Annotated in this window: 21 protein-coding genes and 1 tRNA gene; 4 read left to right on the forward strand and 18 right to left on the reverse strand. The window is 61.0% G+C overall.

Annotation, left to right across the window (positions count from 1 at the left end):
* Positions 1-64: 64 nt before the first annotated feature.
* The gene (rpmG, locus tag GQA94_RS02735) at positions 65-220 is read right to left on the reverse strand and encodes a 50S ribosomal protein L33 (protein ID WP_131649089.1); all 156 of its coding nucleotides are present in this window, start codon (positions 218-220) and stop codon (positions 65-67) included.
* 11 nt (positions 221-231) lie between these two features.
* A complete protein-coding gene (gene rpmB / locus GQA94_RS02740) occupies positions 232-468 on the reverse strand; it encodes a 50S ribosomal protein L28 (RefSeq protein ID WP_019339373.1) in 237 nt (78 codons plus the stop codon).
* A gap of 618 nt (positions 469-1086) precedes the next feature.
* Between rpmB and GQA94_RS02745 the strand changes: the two genes are divergently transcribed.
* Entirely contained in the window at positions 1087-1869 is a 783-nt protein-coding gene (locus GQA94_RS02745) for an IclR family transcriptional regulator (RefSeq protein WP_158186632.1), read from the forward strand.
* Positions 1870-1886: 17 nt separating this feature from the next.
* Here the strand turns inward: GQA94_RS02745 and GQA94_RS02750 are convergent, their stop codons facing one another.
* Positions 1887-2465, reverse strand: a complete 579-nt coding sequence (locus tag GQA94_RS02750) for a TetR/AcrR family transcriptional regulator (protein WP_158186633.1) — start codon at positions 2463-2465, stop codon at positions 1887-1889.
* A 92-nt stretch (positions 2466-2557) separates the two neighbouring features.
* Here GQA94_RS02750 and GQA94_RS02755 point away from each other — a divergent pair, with 92 nt between their 5' ends.
* Positions 2558-3439, forward strand: coding sequence for a serine aminopeptidase domain-containing protein (locus GQA94_RS02755; RefSeq protein WP_158186634.1), 882 nt, complete (start codon positions 2558-2560; stop codon positions 3437-3439).
* Between the two features lie 76 nt (positions 3440-3515).
* Here GQA94_RS02755 and GQA94_RS02760 read toward each other — a convergent pair whose 3' ends face one another.
* The 4 genes from GQA94_RS02760 to gabD form a co-directional block, all read right to left on the reverse strand.
* Positions 3516-4658, reverse strand: a complete 1143-nt coding sequence (locus tag GQA94_RS02760) for an acyl-CoA dehydrogenase family protein (protein WP_158186635.1) — start codon at positions 4656-4658, stop codon at positions 3516-3518.
* Between the two features lie 12 nt (positions 4659-4670).
* Positions 4671-5867, reverse strand: coding sequence for an acyl-CoA dehydrogenase family protein (locus GQA94_RS02765; protein ID WP_158186636.1), 1197 nt, complete (start codon positions 5865-5867; stop codon positions 4671-4673).
* 46 nt (positions 5868-5913) lie between these two features.
* On the reverse strand, positions 5914-8019 hold the full coding sequence (locus tag GQA94_RS02770; RefSeq protein ID WP_158186637.1) for a 3-hydroxyacyl-CoA dehydrogenase NAD-binding domain-containing protein: 2106 nt from the start codon (positions 8017-8019) through the stop codon (positions 5914-5916).
* 293 nt (positions 8020-8312) lie between these two features.
* Positions 8313-9761 (reverse strand): NADP-dependent succinate-semialdehyde dehydrogenase, encoded by a 1449-nt coding sequence (gene gabD, locus GQA94_RS02775; protein WP_158186638.1) that lies wholly within the window; start codon positions 9759-9761, stop codon positions 8313-8315.
* A 429-nt stretch (positions 9762-10190) separates the two neighbouring features.
* Here gabD and GQA94_RS02780 point away from each other — a divergent pair.
* Positions 10191-10267 (forward strand) — tRNA-Arg (locus GQA94_RS02780).
* A 351-nt stretch (positions 10268-10618) separates the two neighbouring features.
* On the opposite strand, the gene catA is transcribed toward GQA94_RS02780, so the two are convergent.
* The 9 genes from catA to antC all read right to left on the reverse strand — a co-directional run bounded on the left by catA (position 10619) and on the right by antC (position 18979).
* A complete protein-coding gene (gene catA / locus GQA94_RS02785) occupies positions 10619-11557 on the reverse strand; it encodes a catechol 1,2-dioxygenase (protein WP_158186639.1) in 939 nt (312 codons plus the stop codon).
* A 74-nt stretch (positions 11558-11631) separates the two neighbouring features.
* The gene (gene catC / locus GQA94_RS02790) at positions 11632-11922 is read right to left on the reverse strand and encodes a muconolactone Delta-isomerase (RefSeq protein ID WP_158186640.1); all 291 of its coding nucleotides are present in this window, start codon (positions 11920-11922) and stop codon (positions 11632-11634) included.
* Positions 11923-11937: 15 nt separating this feature from the next.
* Positions 11938-13059 carry a muconate cycloisomerase family protein gene (locus tag GQA94_RS02795; protein ID WP_158186641.1) on the reverse strand — a complete coding sequence of 374 codons (1122 nt, stop codon included), beginning with the start codon at positions 13057-13059 and terminating at the stop codon, positions 11938-11940.
* A 145-nt stretch (positions 13060-13204) separates the two neighbouring features.
* Positions 13205-13900 carry an ABC transporter ATP-binding protein gene (locus GQA94_RS02800; RefSeq protein WP_158186642.1) on the reverse strand — a complete coding sequence of 232 codons (696 nt, stop codon included), beginning with the start codon at positions 13898-13900 and terminating at the stop codon, positions 13205-13207.
* Complete coding sequence (locus tag GQA94_RS02805; protein ID WP_158186643.1) at positions 13893-14642, reverse strand: ABC transporter ATP-binding protein; 750 nt, start codon at positions 14640-14642, stop codon at positions 13893-13895. Before GQA94_RS02805 ends, GQA94_RS02800 begins: the two co-directional genes overlap by 8 nt.
* Positions 14639-15685, reverse strand: coding sequence for a branched-chain amino acid ABC transporter permease (locus tag GQA94_RS02810; protein WP_158186644.1), 1047 nt, complete (start codon positions 15683-15685; stop codon positions 14639-14641). Before GQA94_RS02810 ends, GQA94_RS02805 begins: the two co-directional genes overlap by 4 nt.
* An 11-nt stretch (positions 15686-15696) precedes the next feature.
* Entirely contained in the window at positions 15697-16608 is a 912-nt protein-coding gene (locus GQA94_RS02815; RefSeq protein ID WP_158186645.1) for a branched-chain amino acid ABC transporter permease, read from the reverse strand.
* Positions 16609-16658: 50 nt separating this feature from the next.
* Entirely contained in the window at positions 16659-17828 is a 1170-nt protein-coding gene (locus tag GQA94_RS02820) for an ABC transporter substrate-binding protein (RefSeq protein ID WP_158186646.1), read from the reverse strand.
* Positions 17829-17950: 122 nt separating this feature from the next.
* The gene (gene antC, locus GQA94_RS02825) at positions 17951-18979 is read right to left on the reverse strand and encodes an anthranilate 1,2-dioxygenase electron transfer component AntC (protein WP_158186647.1); all 1029 of its coding nucleotides are present in this window, start codon (positions 18977-18979) and stop codon (positions 17951-17953) included.
* Between the two features lie 426 nt (positions 18980-19405).
* Here antC and GQA94_RS02830 point away from each other — a divergent pair, with 426 nt between their 5' ends.
* Complete coding sequence (locus GQA94_RS02830; protein ID WP_158186648.1) at positions 19406-20677, forward strand: OprD family porin; 1272 nt, start codon at positions 19406-19408, stop codon at positions 20675-20677.
* 417 nt (positions 20678-21094) lie between these two features.
* Here GQA94_RS02830 and antB read toward each other — a convergent pair whose 3' ends face one another.
* Both antB and antA read right to left on the reverse strand, forming a co-directional pair.
* Positions 21095-21586: an anthranilate 1,2-dioxygenase small subunit gene (antB, locus tag GQA94_RS02835; protein ID WP_158186649.1), complete on the reverse strand. Its 492-nt coding sequence runs from the start codon at positions 21584-21586 to the stop codon at positions 21095-21097.
* Positions 21587-21588: 2 nt separating this feature from the next.
* Positions 21589-22974 (reverse strand): anthranilate 1,2-dioxygenase large subunit, encoded by a 1386-nt coding sequence (gene antA / locus GQA94_RS02840; RefSeq protein WP_158186650.1) that lies wholly within the window; start codon positions 22972-22974, stop codon positions 21589-21591.
* Between the last annotated feature and the right edge of the window lie 84 nt (positions 22975-23058).

The following is a 23058-nucleotide window of genomic DNA, read 5'->3' on the forward strand; positions in this document are numbered from 1 at the left end:
GGCGCGATCGCCAGAAATGAAAAAACCCGCCGATTGGCGGGTTTTTCCTTCAAGGGCCGATCAATTACTTGATCTTGGCTTCCTTGTAGATCACGTGCTTACGCACGACAGGATCGAATTTCTTGATTTCGAGCTTGTCGGGGGTGGTGCGCTTGTTCTTGTCGGTGGTGTAGAAATGGCCGGTACCGGCGCTGGACACCAAACGGATCAGGTCACGCATGATAGTTCTCCTTAAACCTTTTCGCCGCGAGCGCGGAGTTCAGCCAGAACGGCGTCGATGCCACGCTTGTCGATGACGCGCATGCCCTTGGCGGTCAGGCGCAGACGTACGAAGCGGTTCTCGGACTCGACCCAGAAGCGATGATGCTGCAGGTTCGGCAGAAAACGACGACGGGTTTTGTTGTTCGCGTGGGAAATGTTGTTCCCGGTTACCGGACCCTTACCGGTAACTTGACAGACTCTCGACATGCCTCAGCCCTCTAAAACCACATGCCCAACCCGGCATGGGTTGGCCGCTTGAATTCAATTGTCTTTTGGCGCTCAGCGCCGCGTTTCGTTGGGGTCTTACCGGCCACGCGGCAAGCGAAGAAACCGGGCCCCTAGAAAAGAGCGCTGCTTTATATCAGAAAGGGTCCCAGGCAACAAGCTCGGATTGACTTTTCCTGATCTGCACCACATCCGTGAACGCCCGTCAGGCCGCCGTCAGGAGGAGCCTTACCACCATGCGCCGTTCGTCGGCTCGCAGCCCTCCCATTGAAGGTCCCATAGCCGGGCAGGATGCCGCAGCGCCAACGTCATCGGCACCCACTAACCCCATGAGCCTTCGTCCGGTAGCGACCCCGCAGGGCGAGGCATCGCCCAGTGGCGGATTCGGATGCCTGCAACATCTATAGCGAATTTTTGTTTTACTGTGCGGAACGATGGATCGATTTTTTCAGCTACTATGGAATAAGCTTTATGCAGCGGCGCGATCAAACCAGGTCGTTGAGCGAAAGCGACCACCTGCAGACGCCTGCACTGCCGGCCTTAAGGGCGATCTGCTATCGTTCGCCCCCGCTGCCCACTACCAGACAGACCGACACCACCATGAGCGACGTTGAAGACATCGAGAACCCCAAGGACCGCAAATTCGTCGAGGCCCTGTCCCGCGGGCTGGACGTGCTGCGCGCCTTCACCCACGGTTCGGTGGTGATGGGCAATCAGGACATCGCACGTATCACCGGGCTGCCCAAGCCCACCGTGTCGCGTATGACGTATACCCTGACCAAGCTCGGCTATCTCAGCTATTCGCAGCAACTTGAAAAGTATCAGCTCGACTCCGGCGTGCTGGCGCTGGGGTATGCCTATGTGTCCAATCTGCGCGTGCGGCAGCTGGCCAAGCCATACATGGACGAGTTCGCCCGGCGTACCAATACCTCCGTCGGCCTCACCTGCCGCGATCGCCTGTCAATGATCTACATCGAGAATTGCCGCCCTGCAGAGGTTTCGACCCTGCGCATGGACGTTGGCGTGCGCCTGCCGCTGGCCACCACCTCGGCAGGTCGCGCCTTTCTCGCCGCCACCCCGGAAAAGGAGCGCGAGCATCTGATGGCCGCGCTGGAAACCAAGTACGGGGACGATTGGCCGACCATGAAACAATCGCTGGAGGAGTCGTTCGAGGAGTTCCGCCAGCATGGCTTCTGCCTGTCGCTGGGCGACTGGGATCGCAACGTGAAGGCGGCAGGCGTGCCGCTGCGCCTGGCCGATGGCAGCATCATGGCGCTGACGTGCGGCGCCCCGTCGTTCCAGCTCAGCGAAGAAACCCTCAGAAGCTCGCTGGCGCACCAGCTGGAAATGCTCGCGCGCGACATCGAAAGCCTGGGCGTCTGACGTCACGAGCAACGCGGCTAGGCTTTGACGCTCGCCCAGGCGATCTCGGCGAGCAGCTCGCGACAATCGGCCAGCGACGTCCGTGAGCGCCCGGCCAGCCAATTGCGCGCCATGTCGTGACAGGGCCCGATCACCACCGCGAGAAAACAGTCGCCCGGCATACGCCGAAACGCACCGCTGTCGCGATGGCGCCGTAGGATCGCGGCGACTCGCTCGCCGTGGCCGCGATTCACTTCTCGCAGCTGTTCACCCAGCTCCCCGGCTTCGACCCGGCCCCGGTTGTGCAACACGAAGCGTGCCCAGTCCGGGTTCGCCACCACCCAGTCGATGTAGCGCGTGACGAACAGCTTGACGCACGCTTCGGCATCGAGCGTCTCGATCAGCCCTTCCTCCAGCAGCCTGGCGTATTCGCCGATGCCCTCCAGATAAAGGGCGGCGATGATCCGCTCGCGATTGCCGAAATGGTGGTAAAGGCTACCGATGCTGGCGCCGGAACGGTCACGGATCATTTCGATGGTGGTGGCCTCCACCCCATGCTCGGTAAAACAGGCAAGCGCGGCCTGTAGGATTTCCTGCTTGCGACTACTGCGGGCCACTCAACCTCCGACTAGAATATTTTTCTAGAATTTAATTCTACCGTTCGTATACTGCACCGTTCCAGGCCATAGAAAAAGACCGGAGAACAGGCATGGCGACGATACAAGCGCAAACCCTCACGCTCGACAACGGAAACGGCCACGCCCTGGCCACCTGCTGGTACCACCCGCTCGGCAGGCCATGCGGTGCCGTGTTGATCGCGCCGGCGATGGGCGTCCAACAGCGATTCTACGCGGACTTCGCGACCTGGCTCGCCGAGCGCGGATTCCTGGTGGTGACGTTCGACTATCTCGGCATGGGCCAGTCCCGCCAGACGCCCTTGCGCCAACTCGACGTGGACATCCTCGACTGGGCCCGCCATGACTGCAGCGCGGTACTGGCCAAGGTCGCAGAAGCAGTCGATGAGCTACCGCTTTACTGGATCGGTCACAGCGTCGGCGCGCAGATCATCCCGCTGGTGAAGGGCCATGAGCGCCTGACCCGCATCGTCACGATCGCCGCCGGTAGCGGCTACTGGCGAGAGAACAGTCCGCAGATTCGTCGCAAAGCCTGGTTGCTCTGGCATGGTGTGGCCCCGCTACTCACGGCGCTGGCAGGCTATTTTCCCGGCGACCGGATCGGTGCGGTCGGTGACCTGCCCGCCGGTGTCATCCGTCAGTGGCGCCGCTGGTGCCTGCATCCGGACTATCTGGTAGGGGTCGAAGGCGAACCCATGCGCCGTGCGTTCGCGGCGGTGCAGACCCCACTGACCTCACTGTCCTTCGCCGACGATGAAATGATGTCGGCGCGCAACACCGAGTCGCTGCACGGCTTCTATACGGGCGCACCGAAGCGGCTGGTGCGCATCGCGCCGAGCGAGATCGGAGCGGACCGCATCGGCCACTTCGGATTCTTCCGCAAGTCGTTCGCCCCGACCCTCTGGGCCAACTGGCTTCTCCCCGAGCTGAGCCATGAGCGCGAGGCCGCTGCCTAGACCCGCGTCACCATCCGGGCAGACATGAAAAACCCGCTCCGAGGAGCGGGTTTTCACTGACGCCGATCCGGGCTGCTTACGCGACCTGCATCAGCTTCGCGTAAGCCTTCAGGTGATGATCGTCGTCGCCGAACTGGTGGGCGATCATGACCAGGCGCTTGGCGTGATGGGCGAGGTTGTATTCCCAGGTCATGCCGATGCCGCCGTGCAGCTGGATCGCTTCCTCGGCGACCTTGCGCGCCGCGCGGGCGCAGACGTACTTGGCCGCAGCGAGGATGCGCCGACGGTCGTCGTTGTCTTCGCCATCGGCAAAGGTCGCGGCGAGAATCGCCATGCTGGTGGCCTGCTCCAATTCGGTCTGCATGTCCACCATCCGGTGCTGCAGAACCTGGAACTTGCCGATCGGCACGCCGAACTGCTTGCGCGTTTTCAGATAGTCGAGCGTCAGCTTGCACGCTTCGTCCATGCTGCCCAGCGCGTCGGCACACTGGGCGGCGATCGCGCGGCCCTGCTGATAGCGCAGCGCGGGCATGGCGTTGCCGACCTCGCCCAGCACGTCTTCGGCCGCGACCTGAACATTGTCGAGCACCAGCTCGCAGCCCTTGCGACCGTCGATGGTGGGATAGACGCGGCGGCTGACGCCCTGAGCGTTCGGATCGACCAGGAAGAGGCTGACGCCCGCTTCGTCGCGGCTGTCGCCAGCGGTGCGTGCCGAGACGATGATCCGTCCGGCGCTGTGCCCGCCAATCACCACGGCCTTGCGACCGGACAGGCGATAGCCGCCTTCGGCAGCCTCGGCGCGCGTCTGCACGTCGTTGAGGTTGTAGTGGCTTTGCGGCTCCTCGAAAGCCACCGCCAACTGCAATGAGCCGGCCGCCACCTGCGGCAGCAAGTCCTGCTTCTGCGCGTCGCTGCCAAGCTGGTTAAGCAACCCGCCACCGAAGATGACCGATTGCAGGTAGGGTTCGAGCGTCAGGCCGCGACCCAGCTCGGTCATCACCAGCATGGTTTCCACGCCGCCGCCGCCAAACCCGCCGATCTCCTCGGAAAACGGCACGGCGGTCAGGCCCAGCTCACCCAGCTGCCCCCAGAACTCGGCGGAAAAACCCAGCTCGGACTCGCTGAACTTCTCACGCTGCTCGAACGGATAGGCGTCGCGTACCAGGCGCGCCGCTGTGTCTTGCAGCATTTGCTGCTCTTCAGTCAATTTGAAGTCCATTGCGGTGCCCCCTTACAGCTCGAGAATCATCTTCGAGACGATGTTCTTCTGGATTTCGTTGGAGCCGCCGAAAATCGACAGCTTGCGCATGTTGAAGTAGTCGCCGGCCAGCGCCGCGCTGTAGTCGGCGTGCAGCAGCTCACCGTCGTAACCGAGTTCCAGCTCCTCTTCGAGGAACGGCAGCGCGTACGGGCCGATGACCTTGCGCAACAGGCTGGTGATGGCCTGACGGATCTCGGTGCCCTTGACCTTGAGGATCGAGGACTCGGCACCGGGCACGCCGCCCTCCTTCGCCGCCGCGAGAATGCGCAGGGTGCTCATCTCGATGGCCATCAGCTGCATTTCCACGTCCGCGACCTGCGCGCGGAACAATGGGTCCTCGAGCATCGGCTTGCCGTCGCAGACCTCTTTCATGGCAATGCGCTTGAGGTGCGCCAGTGCCGCTTTCGAGGCACCGATACCGGCCAGCCCCGTACGTTCGTGGGTCAGCAAATATTTTGCGCAGGTCCAACCCTGGTTTTCTTCGCCGACCAGGTTTTCCACCGGTACGCGAACGTTATCGAAGAAAACTTCGTTGACCTCGTGATCGCCGTCCAGGGTGATGATCGGTCGCACGCTGATGCCCGGCGTGCTCATGTCGATCAGCAGGAAGCTGATGCCGCGCTGTTGCTGGGCCTCGGGGTCGGTGCGCACCAGGCAGAAGATCATGTTGGCGTGCTGGCCCAGCGTGGTCCAGGTCTTCTGGCCGTTGACCACATAGTGGTCGCCATCGCGAACAGCCCGGGTTTTCAGGCTCGCCAGGTCCGAGCCCGCACCGGGTTCGGAGTAGCCCTGGCACCACCAGTCCTCGCCGGAAAGGATACGCGGCAGGTAGTAGTCCTTCTGCTGCTGGGTGCCGAACTTGATGATCACCGGTGCGACCATGTTGACGCCGAATGGCACCGTTCGCGGGGCGCCGAACGCGGCGCATTCTTCGTCGAAGATGTGTTTTTCCACGGGGCCCCAGGTGGTGCCGCCGAATTCCACCGGCCAGCCCGGCGCGTACCAGCCGCGCTTGACCAGTATCTGTTGCCAGCGCTGGTGGTCCTGCTTGGACATGTGCTTGCCGAGCTTGACCTTCGCGGCGATGTCCGCCGGCAGTTCGCTTTTCAGGAAGGCGCGCACTTCATCGCGAAAGGCGAGCTCTTCAGCCGTGTAGTTGACGTTCATGAATAGGTCCTCGATGTCCGATCGGCAGATGACAGGCGGGCGTCGCTCATTGCCCGGCCTGCCATTCGGTGAAGGTGCGGCCTTCAGCGGCCAGTTTTTCCAGCAGCGGCGCCGGCTTCCACCAGTCGCCGCAACGTGCATGCAGCTCCTTGACCCGCGCCAGCACCTTGTCCAGGCCGACGCTGTCGGCGTAGTACATCGGGCCGCCCCGGAAGGCCGGGAAGCCGTAGCCGTTCAGGTAGATGACGTCGATGTCGCTGGACCGTTGGGCGATGCCCTCTTCGAGGATTTTCGCGCCTTCGTTGACCAGCGCGTAGATCGTCCGCTCGACGATGTACTGCTCGTCCAGCGCGCGACGCTCGATGCCCTTTTCCCGCGACGCTGCTTCGAGCATAGGCGTCAACTCGGGGTTCTCCAGCGGCGTACGGTTGCCCGGCTCGTAGCGGTAATAACCGGCCCCGGTCTTCTGCCCGAGCATGCCCGCAGCGCAGAGCTTGTCCGAGACGGTGGGGAAGTCCAGATGCGCCGGCAAGGTCGCGCGCTGCCGCTTGCGAATGGCCTGGCCAATGTCGAGGCCCGACAGGTCGCGCATGGCAAAAGGGCCCATGGCCATGCCGAAATTGCGCAACGCGCCATCGACCTGCTGCGGGGTGGCGCCCTCCTCGAGCAGGAACTCCGCCTCGCGGCCATACTGGAAAACCATGCGGTTGCCGACGAAACCGTCGCAGACGCCGACCACCACCGACACCTTTTTAAGTGCCTTGCCGATGGCCATCGCGGTCGCCAGCACTTCATGGCTGGTCTTCTGACCACGCACCACTTCCAGCAGGCGCATGACATTGGCCGGGCTGAAGAAGTGCAGGCCCACCACGTCCTGGGGACGCCGGGTGAAGGCGGCGATGGCATCCAGATCCAGCGACGAGGTGTTGGATGCGAGCACCGCACCCGGCTTGCACACCGCATCGAGCTGTTCGAACACCTGCTGCTTGACACCCATTTCCTCGAACACCGCCTCGATCACGACGTCGGCTTGCGCCAGGGCGCTGTAATCCGTCACGCCTTCGACCAGTCCGAGGCGCGCTTGCATCGCCTCCTCGGTCAGGCTGCCACGCTTGACGCTGGCGGCGTAGGTATCGCGGGCGCGTTGCAACCCGCGCTGCAACGCCTCCTCGTTGATTTCCAGCAGCTTTACCGGGATGCCGGCATTGGCGAAGCTCAGGGCAATTCCGACACCCATGGTGCCGCCGCCAATGACCGCGGCGGACGTGATCGCACGTGGTTTCACATCGGCAGGCAAATCGTTGATCTTGCTGGCCTGGCGCTCAGCGAAGAACGAATGGATCAGCGCGCCGCGCTGCGGCGAGTTCAGGCACTCGGCGAACAGTTCACGCTCGCGCTTGAGGCCTTCGGCCAGCGGCAGCCGGGTAGCCGCCTCGACCGCAGCGATGCAACGCAGCGGCGAAAACAACCCGGGCATGCGCTTGGCGACTTCGGCGTGCTTGGCCCTGATCAGGGCCTCGTTGTCGGCATTTTCCAGCCCGCGGGTCTGCTCGCCACTGCGGCGCGGTGCGAACCCCTGCTCGACCATGCGACGGGCATAGGCCAGGCCGGCCTCGTTCAGGTCGCCGTCGAACAGTTCATCGACGATATGGTGCTCAACGGCCTCCGCCGCGCCGATCGGCGCGCCACTGACGATCATGTCCAGCGCTTTGGCAACCCCGGCCAGACGCGGCAGTCGTTGCGTGCCGCCAGCGCCCGGTAACAGCCCCAGCTTCACTTCCGGCAGCCCCACCTTGGCGTCCCGCCTGGCAATGCGGTAATGGCAGCCCAGCGCGACCTCGAGACCGCCACCCAGGGCCGTGCCATGGATCACCGCGACGCTCGGCTTGCTGCTGCCCTCGATGACCTCGATCACCTCTGGAAGGCTTGGCGCCTGCGGCGGCTTGCCGAATTCCTTGATGTCAGCGCCGGCGATGAAGGTGTTGCCTTCGCAGACCAGCACGACGGCGCGGACCTGGGGGTCCGCCTCGGCACTCTGGAAGGCTTGCAGCAGCCCCTGGCGCACGGCATGGCCGAGCGCGTTGACCGGTGGGTTGTTGACCGTGATCAGGGCAACGTCGCCCTGTAGTTCGAGCCGTACGGCGTCCGTCATGAGAGGCCTCCGCTTGTGAAATGATGATTGGATTTGTAATTTCACGGAATCGCGTTTCGCACAGCAGAATAGTCGAGTCATTTCCGCATGTCGAGAGCGTCGCAATAATCCTCTCGACTGGCAAGCGCCATACGCCCGCACGAATCCGTCGACACGTCGTTTCCGTTCGGTTTCGCCGCTGATCGGTGCGCCAGCCTCTCGAAGCGGTGTCCAGGCCTCGCCGCGAGCACCGGACCCGAAACAAAAAAGGAGCCGACCCCAAAGGGAATCGACTCCTCGTGGTGCCGCCCGATCTACAGTCCCAGGCAGAGGTACTTGATTTCGAGGTAATCCTCGATGCCGTACCGGGACCCCTCGCGGCCAAGACCCGACGACTTGACGCCGCCGAAGGGCGCCACCTCCGTGGAAATCATGCCGGTGTTGATGCCGATCATCCCCGACTCGATCGCCTCGGCCACTCGGAAAACCCGGCCGAGGTCGCGTGCATAGAAATACGCGGCCAGGCCGAACTCGGTGTCATTTGCCAGGGCAATGCCCTGCGCCTCGTCCTTGAAGCGGAACAAGGGAGCCAGTGGGCCGAAGGTCTCTTCCTTGGCCACCTTGGCATCGTGCGGCACGTTGACCATCAGCGTCGGCTCGAAATAGCTGCCGCCCAGGCTGTGCGCCTTGCCCCCGGTGACCACCTGGGCGCCATTGGCGACGGCATCCTCGATATGCTCCCGGACCTTGGCGGCGGCGCGCTCATCGATCAGCGGGCCGATATCGACACCCTCATCGAGGCCATTGCCGATCTTCAACCTCTCCACCGCCGCCTGGAATTTTTCGGCGAAGGCGTCGTAGACACCGTCCTGAACGTAGATGCGGTTGACGCATACGCACGTTTGTCCCGCGTTGCGGTACTTGGACTGCATGGCACCTTTGACGGCCTCATCGAGGTCGGCGTCATCGAACACCAGGAACGGCGCGTTGCCGCCCAGTTCCAGCGAAACTTTCTTGATGCCAGGTGCGCACTGCGCCATCAGCTTGGCGCCGACTTCGGTAGAGCCGGTAAAGCTGATCTTGCGGACCGTCGGGTTGGCGGTCAGCTCGTTGCCGATATCACCCGCCGAGCCGGTCACGACGCTGAATACGCCCCGGGGGATGCCGGCGCGCTCGGCCAGTTCGGCCAGTGCCAACGCGGAGAATGGCGTCTGGCTTGCAGGCTTGAGTACCATCGTGCAACCGGCCGCCAGCGCCGGACCGGCCTTGCGGGTAATCATCGCCGCTGGGAAATTCCACGGCGTGATGGCGGCAGTGACGCCGATAGGCTGCTTGATGACGATGATGCGCTTGTCTTTCTGATGCCCAGGGATCGTGTCGCCGTAGACGCGCTTGGCCTCCTCGGCGAACCACTCGATAAAGGACGCCGCGTAGGCGATCTCACCCTTGGACTCGGCCAACGGCTTACCCTGCTCCAGCGTCATCAGGCGACCAAGATCGTCCTGGTTCTCCATCATCAGCTCGAACCAGCGGCGCAACTTCTGCGACCGCTCCTTGGCCGTCAGGTCGCGCCAGGCCGGCAGCGCGCGCTCGGCGGCTTCGATGGCGCGGCGCGTCTCGGCGGCGCCCATCTTCGGAACCGCGCCCAGGGTCTCGCCACTGGCCGGATTGTTCACCTTGATGGTCTGGCCGCTGTCCGCGTCCTGCCAGGCTCCGTCGATATAAGCCTGCTGGCGGAACAGCGATGTGTCTTTGAGTTGCATGGCAGTCTCCTACGAGCCGGCAGGGCGCCGGGAAGTGAACCAAGGCCTGGTGGCCGATGCGCGACGATTGAAATGGAACCGCTCGAACTGGATCAGAGCGGCGCCCGCCCCCCCGGGTTCCGGTTGCGCCACGACGCGTTTGAAATCTCGAACGCATGCTAGGCCGGTCGCGCGACGGCAGGCAACATCATGTTCGGAAAAATTAACGCACCATAGCCCAGCCTGATGACCGCCTCGATCGCCACCCACCGCTCACGCGATCGGCTTCCAGCCGCCGAAGCGCCATGGACGGCAGCGGAGTAGATGCGTATGATTGCGCCCGCAACGCATCCGTAGCTCAGCTGGATAGAGTACTGCCCTCCGAAGGCAACACTCGTCGAGTTGAGAAGGGTGTCAGCTAATGGTCAAATAGACCGCCGCAACACATACGCACCAGTAGCTCAGCTGGATAGAGTACCGCCCTCCGAAGGCGGGGGTCGTGGGTTCGAATCCCGCCTGGTGCGCCATATCTATCTGATTTATCAGGCTTTTTTACAGAAGCCCGAACCATCACTCCGCACCAACCACTCCTAGCGCCGAAGCTAGCTTACCGAGCTAACCCGCTGCCTCGTGATACGTATTTGTCCTGGCGGTGGATCCCATTTAATGGTCCGAAAGGCTACGTCATTCGAATCGAGTGAGTGAGTGAGTGAAAGACCGGGCCCGTCGAGGTTTAACGATTTATTCCGGGGCGCATGCTGGATATTGGCAATATAAAAGACAGAAAGGCCCCAGGAGCAATCCTGGGGCCTTTTGTTTTCCTGAATCCAACCAGTATTTTTGGTAGAGGGTGCCCTCACCACCACAGCCTAGACGGATCAGCCCTCCTGCAGCGCCCGCGGACGGCTGCTGCGCTGCTCAGCCTGTGGTGCCGGCGCTTTCTGCAGCTGGAAGTCGAAGTCCACTTCGGCGAAGCGGCCTTCCACTCCACGGGCACATGCAGCTTCGGCGTCTTCGTTGAAGCGAATGTCGCCGACCAGGCCATCGCGGGTGGCGTAGGCAAAGTCGTCCCACAGGTATTCGTCGCCCGACAGATTGATCTGCGTGGTCAGATGGCGATGGCCCGGTGCAGATATGAAGAAGTGGATGTGCGCCGGACGCTGGCCATGACGACCCAGCAGATCCAGCACTTCCTGGGTCGGGCCATCCGGCGAGCAGCCATAACCGGACGGCACGATGCTGCGCGCGCGGTAGCGGCCTTCGGCGTCAGTAACGATGCGGCGGCGCAGATTGTAGTCGGACTGGCTCTTGTCGAAGTAGGAGTAGTTGCCCTGGGTATTGGCGTGCCACAGATCAACGACAGCGCCGGCCAGCGGCTTGCCATCGGGTCCGGTGACGTTGCCCTGAAGGAACATTACCGTGGCAGCCCCATCTTCGCTGCCGTCATCCATACGGACTTCGCCTTCAGCGATCGGCGCACCGGCTACGTACAGCGGGCCTTCGATGGTACGCGGGGTGCCACCGGTCAGGCCGATCTGCGCGTCCTTGGCATCTTCGAGCAGGTCGAGGAAATGTTCGAGGCCAAGCCCGGCCACCAGCAAGCCCGCTTCATTGCGTCCCCCGAGACGGTTGATATAGTCCACGGCTTTCCAGAATTCATCCTGGGTAATTTCCAGGTCCTCGATGATCTTCACGCTGTCCAGCAGCACGCGGTTGATGATGGTCTTCAGGCGGGTGCTGCCCTGATCATTGTCGAAGCCGCTGGCTTCCTTGAAGAACTGCTGGATTTCAGGGGAATGGGAGATTTTCACGGTCATGGCTCAGGCCTCATCTTGTAATTTTTGGTCACGCTGACAACGGACCGGCGCACCCGGTCGATTGAATAACAGGATCAGCTATCGTCTTCACGGATCGACGAGGGATGCCGGCAAAGGGCGTTGACCTCGATCTCCATGTAGGGATAAAGCGGGAGCTGCATCAGGGTATCGTGCAGCTCCTGCACGCTCGCCACGTCGAACACGCTGTAGTTGGCGTACTGGCCGGCGATGCGCCACAAGTGGCGCCACTTGCCTTCACGCATCAAACCCTGGGCCAGCTCCTTTTCGTCGACCTTGAGCTTGGCGGCCTTGGCGGCGTCCATGTCCACCGGCAGTTTTACGATCATCTTTACGTGGAACAGCATCTTGTCAGCCTCCGGTTACTTGCGACTGAAGAACGCCAAGCGCTCTTCGTCCAGGGTCAGACCCAGGCCCGGCGTGCGCGGCACTTCCAGCTGGAAGTCGCGGTAGACCGGCGCCTCGGTGACGATTTCTTCGGTGAGCAACAGCGGCCCGAAAAGCTCGGTGCCCCAGGTGAGTTGCTTGAGGGTGACGAAGGCATGCGCCGAAGCCAGGGTGCCGATGGCACCTTCGAGCATGGTCCCGCCGTACAGGGCAATACCGGCCGCTTCGGCAATCTGCGCGGTGCGCAGCACCGCGCGAGGGCCGCCGTTCTTGGCGATCTTCAGGGCGAAGATGCTGGCCGCGCCGTCGGCTGCCAGGCTGAAGGCGTCCTCCACGCTTTCGATGGACTCATCAGCCATGATCGGCGCGGGGCTGCGCTGGTTCAGACGGATCTGTCCACCACGGTTGATCCGCGAGATCGGCTGTTCGATCAGGTCGATGCCGTTGTCGCCGAGAATCTGGCAAGCGCGGATGGCCTGGGATTCATCCCAGTACTGGTTGACGTCGACGCGCACGCTGGCGCGCTCGCCCAAAGCCCGCTTGATGGCAATAACATGCTTGAGATCGGCATTCACCTCGTTGGCGCCGATCTTCAGCTTGAAGATGCGGTGCCGGCGAATGTCGAGCATGTATTCGGCTTCGGCGATGTCCTTGGCGGTGTCCCCGGAGGCCAGGGTCCAGGCCACCTCCAGGCTGTCGCGAACACGGCCTCCGAGCAGTTCGCTGACCGGCAACCCGAGGCGCTTGCCCTGGGCGTCGAGCAGCGCGCTTTCCAGGCCGGACTTGGCGAAGGTGTTGCCCTTGGCTGCCTTGTCCAGGCGCAGCATGGCGGCGTTGGTATTCGCCGCATCCTGACCGACCAACAGCGGGCCGAGGTGGCTGTCGATATTGGTCTTGATGCTCTCCGGACTCTCGTTGCCGTAGGCCAGGCCGCCAATGGTGGTGGCCTCGCCAATGCCTTCGACGCCGTCGCTGCAACGCACGCGGATGATCACCAGCGTCTGCTTCTGCATGGTGTGCATGGCCAGCTTGTGCGGGCGGATGGTCGGCAGATCGACGATGACCGTCTGGATGCTTTCGATCAGGGCGCTTGTCATGTAACGGCTTCCATGGTTTTCGATCGGAGATTCACGCCTTGGCAACTCAAGGCGTGCTGATCGTGTGAACGAGACAATGCGTACCGATGGCTTCAGCGCATCAGTGCGAATATGACTTCATCGAACCTGTCTGGCGGTTGTCTGGCTAAACGCCCAGATACCGCTCGGATAGCTGCGGTTGTTCCGCCAGCTCTGTCGGCGTGCCCTGCCAGACCTGACGCCCTTTCTCGATGATGTGGTGGCAATCCACCACTCGCGCCATTTCCTTGAGGTTCTTGTCGATCACCAGAATCGTCTCGCCCTCAGCCTTGAGCGTGGCCAGGCAGCTCCAGATGGTTTCACGGATGATCGGTGCCAGCCCTTCGGTTGCCTCGTCGAGAATCAACAGGTTGGGATTGGTCATCAGCGCGCGGCCAACAACCAGCATCTGCTGCTCACCGCCAGATAGAGTCTTGGAAAGCTGGTCCTGCCGCTCTTCGAGGCGCGGGAACAACTTGTAGATACGGTTGATATCCCATTTCCCGGACTTACCCTGTCGCGCCGTGGCCAGCAGGTTTTCCTTGACGCTTAGGCTCCCGAAAGCCCGCCGGCCTTCCGGAACCAGCCCCAGCCCGGCTTGGGCAATACGAAACGGATCGGCTCCGCGCATTTCCTTCCCATGAATGCGGACACTGCCTGCACTGGGACTGATCAGCCCCATGATGCTTTTGACCGTTGTGGTCTTGCCCATGCCATTGCGGCCGATCAACGAGACCACCTGGCCCTCTTCGATCTTCAGATGCATGTCGAATAGCACCTGCGACAAACCATATCCCGCTTGCAATCCAGTCACTTCAAGCATGTTCTTCTCCCAAATAGGCAGCCCGAACCTGAGGGTCGTTGCGCACCTCTTCCACACTGCCGGTAAGGATGGTTTTGCCGTAGACCAACACGGTGATGCGGTCGGCCAGGGCGAAGACCGCGTCCATGTCATGCTCGACCAGCAAGATGGCGTAGCGGCCCTTGAGCTCGTTCAGCAAAGTGGTCATGCGAACCGACTCCTCGCCGCCCATGCCGGCCATGGGTTCGTCGAGCAGCAGCAGCGAAGCCTCCTGCGACAATGCAAGGGCAATTTCCAGCTGGCGTCGTTCGCCATGAGACAGCTCACTGACCAGCCGCTCGGGACGCTCCCCAAGCCCCACACGAGCTAGGTAGTCCTGTGCTGGATCAAGCAAGCTGGCGTCGCTGGCCAGCGGCTTCCAGAGGCCAAAGGTGCGACCCTCCCGCGCAGCGATCGCGAGGGCGACGTTTTCCTGCAGGCTGAATTCGGGGTACAGCTGGCTGACCTGAAAGGAGCGGGCCAGGCCCAGGCAGGGCCGGGCGTGGGCGGGCGTCGCGGTAATGTCCTGCCCGGCAAACCAGATGCTGCCGCAGTCAGGACGCAACTCGCCGGCAATTTGTGAAATCAGCGTGGACTTGCCGGCGCCGTTGGGCCCGATGATGGCATGCAGCTCACCAGGCATGATGTCGAAAGTGGCACCGTTGGTTGCCTTGACGGCGCCGAAGGATTTCTCCAGACCACGGACCGAGAGTTGCGCCGTCATGGGGTCACCTCACCCGCTTTGCTCAGATCGATTGGCTTTTTTTCGGCACGCTCGCTGACCGGCGAACGGGAACTGGACCTGGGGCGCCGCTCAGTCAACAGCAGGCCATAGATGCCGCGCTTGCCGAACAGCACTACTGCCAGCAGGATCGGCCCGAAGATGATCATCCAGTGTTCGGTCCACAGGCTCAGCACCTGCTCAAGGCCCAGGTACACCGCGGCACCAAGGATCGGACCGAGCAGCGTGCCGACGCCACCAAGAATTACCATCGCCATCAGCTCGCCGGACTTTTGCCAGGAGCCCATGTCAGGGCTGACAAACATGGCGTAATTGGCCCAGAGGATACCCGCCAGCCCTGCTCCGAGGCCGGCGATAACGAAGGCGGTCAGGCGGTAGCGTAGCGGCTTCAACCCCATGCTCACTGAACGCCGCTCGCTTTGCTTGAGGCCGCGCAGGACGAACCCGAAACGCGAACCCACCAGACGCCGGCAAAACAGCAACCAGGCCACCAATAGCGCAAGGCTCAGGTAGTAGAACTGCACCGGGTTATCCAGATCGATCAGCGGCAGCTGGTTACGCTCCATCATCAGGATGCCGTCGTCACCGCCATACAGCGACAGCGAGCCAAGCAGGTGGTAGAGCATCTGCCCGAAGGCCAGAGTGATCATGATGAACTGCACCCCGGTCGTTCTGAGCGACAGGTAACCGACCACCAGCCCGAACAGCGCGCAAACGGCCAGCGCCAGAGGCCAGACCACCAGCGCACTGTTACTGCCTTCCCAGCCCCAGAGCGGCATGAACTGGGACGTATGAAAGGCGACGATGCCGACGATGTAACCGCCCAGACCAAAGAACGCGGCATGGCCGAAGCTGACCATGGCGCCATAGCCAATCAACAAATCAAGGCTGGCGGCGGCGAGGCCGTAAATGGCCAAGCGGGTGAACAGGCTGACCAAGAAGGGCTCCTCGAGCATGCTGGCCAACAGAGGCAGCAGCGCGAAGACGCCTAGACAGAACAAGTCGATGTATACACGACGGGACATGGGTAACTCCTTCAGGCGCGTGCCGGCAGCAGGCCGCGCGGACGCACCAGCAACACCAGCGCCATGACGATGTAGGCGCTGGCTGAAATCAGCCCGGCGCTGAGGGTGCCGCTGACCGTAGCGGGTAACAGGCCATCGAGGATCTGCGGGATGAAGGCGCGCCCAAGGCTGTCGACCATTCCGATCACCAAAGCCCCGGCCAATGCGCCACGCACCGAGCCGACGCCGCCGACCACGATCACCACGAAGGTCGTGATCAGGATGCGCTCGCCCATGCCCGTCTCTACCGACAGCAACGGCGCGGCCATGAAGCCGGCGAGACCACAGAGGGCGCAACCGAAGACGAACACACAGGTGTACAGGCGCCTGATATTGACGCCCATGGCCCCGACCATTTCATGATCATCGGCACCCGCGCGGATCAGCATGCCGACGCGGGTATGGTTGATCAGTAACCACATGCCGAGCGCGACCAGAATACCGGCGCCGATGAACAGCAGCCGACTGACCGGGTACATCAGACCAGGAATCACCTCAACGAAGCTGTTGTACCAATCTGGTGTCGGCACCGGTGGTGGGCTTCGCCCGAACAACAAGGTCACCAGTTCGTTGGTGAAAAACACGACCGCGAGGGTCGCTAGCACCTGATCAAGGTGATCGCGGTCGTAGAGTTTCCGGATAACGCCGGTCTCAATTACCAGTCCATAGAGAGCGGCCCCCACTATCGCGGCTAGCCCCCCCAGCCAGAACGACCCTGTGGCGATGGCTGTGTAGGCCGAGCAGAAAGCGCCAACCATATAGAAGGTGCCATGAGCGAGGTTGATCACGCCCATGATTCCGAAAATCAGGGTCAGCCCGGAAGCCAGTAGGAACAGCAAGGCGCTGTACTGCAACCCGTTGAGAATTTGTTCGAACAACAACATGGGAAAATCCTGCGGTAGAACCCCGGCACCCACGGCGCCAGGGCTTCACATTACATGGCGCATTCAGCGGCGAAACTGTCGACTTGCGCCTCGGCGATGACCTGTACAGGCTTCTGCACCAGCTTGCCGTTCGCGTCTTCCTCGACACGCAGGAGGTGCCAGTCGATGACCAGATGGTTGTTGTTGGCGAAACTCACATTGCCGCGGATGGATTCGAAATCGGCTTTGCGCATGGCTGCACGAAAAGCCTCTACATCCTTGACACTACCGTCGGTGGCCTCCAGTGCGGAAAGCATCAACCGGGCGGTATCGTAGGATTGAGCGGCATACACGGTTGGCACGCGGTTGTACTTGTCGGTGAAATTCTTCACGAAGGCCTGGTTGGCCGGGTTGTCCGACTCGGGGTTCCACAAGGTCACGATATTGGTCCCCTTGGCCACGGCGCCTGTGGCATCAAGCATCCGCTCATCCATGGAGAAGACCGGCACGACCATGGGCGTGGTCTTGGCCAGCCCGGAGCCGCCGTACTGCTTGGCGAAGTTGATGCCCGCACCTCCCGGATGGAACTGGAACACGGCGTCCGGCGCAACAGAGCGGACCCGGGCCAGCTCCACCGAGAAATCCAGCTGATTGAGCTTGGTGTAGATCTCTGTGACTTCACCGGCAAAGGTGCGCTTGAAGCCTTCCAGTGCATCCCGGCCGCCCTGGTAGTTCGGCGCCAGGATGACCATCTTCTTGTAACCCAACTCGTTGGCTGCGACGCCGGCCATCTCGTGGATGGTGTCGTTCTGATAGGAAGCTACGAAGTAGTTTGGCTTGCAGTTTTTGCCGGCCAGGGTCGATGGGCCGGTGTTCAGGCTCACGTAGAAACCGTCATCCTTCAGTGCGGTGGTCATTACCGCTGCCAGCACATTGGAAAAGATCACCCCGGAGTAGAGGTCGATGCCGTCCATGCGCATGCGATCGACAATCTGCTTGGCACGGGCCGGTTGCAGGCCGTCGTCCTCGACGACGATCTGCACCGGTACGTCGCCGACCTTGTTGCCCGCCTCGTCGAGGGCCAGCGCGAAGCCGTCTCGCGAGTCTTCCCCAAGGTAGCCGGCCGGGGTCGAAAGGGTGGTGATGAAACCGATGCGCAGCGGCTCCTGGGCCAGGGCCGGAGCGCTGAGGCTGGCTGAGACAGCGATACTGATCAATGCACGCGAAACAATTTTTTTCATGAGGCTGCCTTATCTGTTATCCGGGCGCGTCGAGCCCTTTTTGGTAGTTCGTTTTTGGGGCAGAAAAGAAGGAAATTCATTTTTCTTGTTATCGCGCCGGCATTTTATGTGCCACAGGCGGACTAGACCTCTGTAGAACTGTCTGTGAATTTTTCGTAGTAGAGCTGACCTTGGTGCAAAGCCTGTTCGCTCAGCCAAGTCTTGATCGACTCCACCATCGGCGGCGGGCCGCAAACGTAGATGTCGGATGGCGCATTGCTAAGTGCAGTGGCGTCGAAATGATCGGTGACGTAACCGCGTTTTCCGTCCCAATCATTGTCATCGCCGCTGACCACCGGCACGAATCGAAACTGGCCTAGCCGTTGTTCATAGCGGGCGATTCGCTCGAGCTCGCAGAGATCCGTGGCGCTGCGTACGCCGTAATACAAGGAGATCGGCTGGTCGCAGCCGGTTTCGCTCAACTGATCGAGCATTCCGAGGAAGGCCGACAACCCCGTGCCGCCGGCAACGAAAATCAGTGGCCGGGCTGGCTGGCGCAGATAGAAGGTGCCAAGCGGTGCTTCGATGTTGATCTCGTCGCCCACACGACACTGCGTTCGAATGTAGTTGCTCATCGCACCATCTGGGAGCAGCCGGATAAGGAACTGCAGCTGATTGGTCGGGCTTGGGCGGTTGGCGAAGGAATAGGCGCGGGTGCTGGAGGTGCCAGGTATGCTCAGCCGCGCGTACTGTCCTGGCAGGAAATCCAGCGGCACGGCGGACTGACCAGCGTCCAGATGTAGAATCGCCGTGGTTGGAGAAACCTGCTCCACGCCGGTGACTACACCAGTCACCGGGCTTGACTCGGTCTGGCTGCAGAGGGTCGAGGCAAAGTCGAAATAGAAGGTGGCATCTGACTGGACGCGGGTCTGGCAGGTCAGCACCTTGCCCTGTGCAAGGTCTTGCGCGCTCAGGGCCTCGTCGTCGACATAGTCCTGGGTGTAGCTACCCGACTCGCAGCGACCCTGACAGGTAGCGCAGACACCCTCCCGGCAGTCCAGTGGGATCTTGATGCCATTGCGCATAGCCGCGTCGATCAGAATCTCGTTCTGCTCTACCGGAAAGAAAACCGTCTTGCCGTCGGCAAAACTGAACGCGACTTTATGCATCATATGCGAATTACCACTTGAGCGTTTGGTGGCCATAAGTTCATGAGTTGCCTTGCGAAGCAGTCTGCCGAAGCAACCATGCGCTTGAACCCTATTTGATTCCGCGCCCACCTGATGGTCTATCCCATTTATAGGCGAGGCTTATCCGGTTATTTCGACGTTCAGGCGACCACCCAACACGCCCGCCTCCTGATCCATTGGCGAGCCACGGTTGCCGTGACCTCTCGCGGCAGTCGCAACAAATCGGATACTGTTTTTTCAATATCTGGATAGATGCGGAAGGATACTTACTGCCTAATCGACTGCGAGATTAACTTTATTTATCTCAATAAATCGATCGGCACTTAAGCCGGCAACAAGAAGACATAAAAAACTGCCCAACCTAACTGGCAACTATTAGTTGCCAATCTCCAGGAAGGTAACTAGAAGATGCTTCGAAGGAATACATTCAGGCGCAGTGCAGCAGTTGCAGGCTTGCTGGGCTGCCTACCCTTGACTGTGCAAGCCGACTTTGTCGACGACAGCGCGGTCAGTCTCGGGCTTCGCAACCTCTACCTCGATCGGGATTTCAAGCAGAACAACGCCCCCACATCGCGGGTGGGCAACTGGTCTCAAGCATTCGATTTTCGGGCGATCTCGGGTTATACCGAAGGGCCTGTGCAATTTGGTCTGGACCTCTCCGCGCAATACGCATTTCGCCTCGACGGCGGTGGCGGACGCGGCCCGGACGGCATCATTCCTTACGATCGCAGCGAGGGCGAGCAAGCCAGTGAGTGGGGGCGTGCCGCGCTGACCGGCAAGATGCGCTTTTCCAAAACGGAGTTGAAAGTCGGTGAGCACCGGCCCAAATTGCCGGTCGCGTTCTTTGACGACTCCCGCCTGATGGTCACCACCTATCACGGCTTCTCGGTGGAAACCAAAGAGATCGACAACCTGTCTTTGACCGCCGGACGCTTCACCAGAATGAGCGGCCGTGAGTCTGCCGGCAGCGAAAAGATGTACCTGTTCAATGGCCCTGATGTGCGCATTCGCAGCGACGGCCTGAATTTCGGTGGCGGCACCTATGCATTCACCTCCGCGCTGTCGGCGACATACTTTTATGGGCAGCTGGAAGACATCTACGAGCAGCACTACTTCGGCCTGGCTCACCTTGCCGACCTAGGAAGTGGGTACAAGCTGAAGACTGATCTGCGCTATTTCGACAATAGCGAGGATGGCGACGCTTATTACGGCAATATCGACAACCAGTCATATGGTGCCATGACGGTCCTCAGTAAAGGCGCTCACAGCTTCGGCCTGGGTTATCAGCGCATGCTCGGTGACAGCGCGTTTCCAACACTGAGCGGTTATGCCCCACAACCGTACCTGGTGAACTGGTCAACCATCGCCTTCATCAAGCCTAACGAGAGTTCCTGGCAGGCTCGCTACGAATATGATTTCGCGGGCATGGGCATTCCCGGCATGAAGATGATGACGCGCTACATGCGCGGTACCGGCATCGACCGCGGCGGCGATCAATCGGAGAACGTCGAAAGCGAGTTCAACCTGAACCTGGGTTATGTGGTCCAGAGCGGTGCACTCAAGGGCCTCGGCTTTGAATGGCGCCATATGGATATCAAGACCCGTTACGGCGCAGGTGCCGCATCGGGCAACGACTTCAAAGAGAACCGCTTGATCACAACGTACACATTCAAATTCTGATTCGCCACGCATCCGCCCTGCTCCAGCTCACTGCGGGGCGATGCATACCCAGTTGGTCACCGACACCCTGCAAAGACAACCTTTACAGGGTGTTTTTCTTTTTAAAGAACAGCGTCTGTACAAGGAGCTAGCTCAGCGAGCAGCATTTGTTTTCACAGGTTGTCGTGGCCTGCGGGCTGACCCCAGCGCCTGCGCCACCCCATTACGAATCAACGGCAGACGGTCCAGCCGTCAAACGCGATTCGCCACCAACTCGCCAGCTACGCAGCGCCGATTCGTCTACCGCAGCCACGGAGCGCGTCCACAACCCATTGCCGAGCCCGGCAGCCTTGACCGATCCAACTCTAGACCGGCTACAACGGGTAAAAAAATGCCCCGATGCATGATCAACGGGGCAAAGGCTACAAGCAGGGAATGTTACAGATGATAGAAGTCGAGCACCGAATTGATGGTGTCGTTGAGCAGCACTACATGCTTGCGGGTGATTTTGAAGCTGTCATCGCGTTGCACGAGATTGTAGGTGGCCCAGCCGTAGAACTGCTCCGAGGTGGCTAGCCGGCAATACTGCGTCTGCCAGTTGACCTTGACCTGAAGCTGCCCTCCCTCGTGCTCGGCAATGCGCACGTTGTTGATCGCATGCATGGTGCGCGGCATCGGGTTGGCCGAAGCGGCTTTACCGGTACGGATGCGGAATACCCGGTCCTCCAACCCCGAACGATTGGCGTAGTAGATTAGTGACATACCGCGCTTCGGATCGGTGGTGTAGCGGTGCTCGGATTCCCACTGTGGCAGATGGAACTCACTGTTCTCGTCGAACATGTCCAGGTAAGCGTCCCAGTCCTGAGCATCGCAGAGCTCGGACAGACGGTAGAAGAACTGCTCCACTTGGTACTGCAGTTGCGAATTCATCATCACACCTCACGGGGTTTAAGGGATTTTGCGGCCAGACCGTCGAGCAGGAATTTCTGCCAGGCGCCGTGCTGGTTGACGTAAAGCCCCTCATGGGTGAACTCGGTGCCGGTCAAAGCGGGGGAAATCCCGATGGTCTCGCTGTTCGCGGTCGGGCCCTCAACCCACTTCTCGTAACCGCGGGAAATGTCGCTCCAGCGCTCCAGACGGGCTTCGAAGCCACGCTGTGCTTCGCGGAACTCCACCAGGTCATCCGGGGTACCGAGGCCAGAGACGTTGAAGAAGTCTTCGAACTGACGAATGCGGTTCTCGCGGTCTGCGTCGGACTCACCCTTCACACCCAGGCAGAAGCTGTGAATCTCAGTCTTGTTCCAGGCCACCGGACGGATGATGCGCAGCTGCGAGCTGATCTGGTCGAGGAAGAACATGCTCGGGTAGATATTGAGGTTGCGCAGGCGATGCATCATCCACTCGGCTTTGCCTTGGCCATATTCCTCTACGAGACGCGGCATGATGGCCGCATAACCGGGGCGCACGGCCGGGTTAGGCATATCGCTGAACAACACGCTGTGGCCATTCTTGAACGCGAACCAACCGTCATCGGTTTCGGCGTCGCCGGCACCCAGCTTGCTGTAGTCCAAGGTACTGGACTCAGTAGCCCCCTTGGATGCGTTGACCTGCTGACGATGCTGTACCGTGGCCACGTAGTTGTAGTGGACCGTACTCACGTGATAACCGTCGAGGCCGTTCTCGTTCTGCAGTTTCCAGTTGCCGTCATAGGTGTAGGTGGACTTGCCGGGCAACACTTCCAGCTCACCGGTTTTCGACTGCGCCACCATCATGTCGAAAAACACCTTGGCATCGCCCAGGTAGTCTTCCAGAGAGTCCGTGCCTGCTACGTCAAGGCTGACGAAAACGAAGCCCTTGTAACTCTCGATGCGCGCTTTCTTCAAGCCACGAGTGGCTTTGTCAAAGCCTTCCGGGTATTCGCCCGGTGCCTTGACCTTTACCAGGCGGCCATCACTTTTGTAGCACCAGGCATGGAACGGACAAGTGAAGGTCGACTGGTTGCCCTTGCCAACGCGGGTAAGAGTCGTGCCCCGGTGCTGACAGGCGTTGATCAGGGCGTTCAGTCGCCCCTCGCCATCACGGGTGATGATCATCGGCTGGCGGCCAGCGCGCATGGTCATGAAGTCATGATTGTTGGCGATCTCGCTTTCATGGCAGGCGTAGATCCAATTCTTCTCGAAGATCAGCTCCATCTCGAGATCGAACAATTCCGGCTCGGTGAACATCTCGCGCGCGATGCGGTAGATGCCCTCAACGGGGCGGAAATCCAGACAGCCCTGGATGAAGTCCTGCCATTGTGGAAGGGTTCTGCTACTCATGATTGGACCTTTGAGGTGATGAAGAGTAGCGGTGATTAAAAGCCCCTGCCCCTGTAAGGGACTATCCGGGTCGTCGATGAAAGC

The sequence above is a fragment of the Stutzerimonas stutzeri genome (genome assembly GCF_009789555.1).
GTDB lineage: Bacteria > Pseudomonadota > Gammaproteobacteria > Pseudomonadales > Pseudomonadaceae > Stutzerimonas > Stutzerimonas stutzeri_R.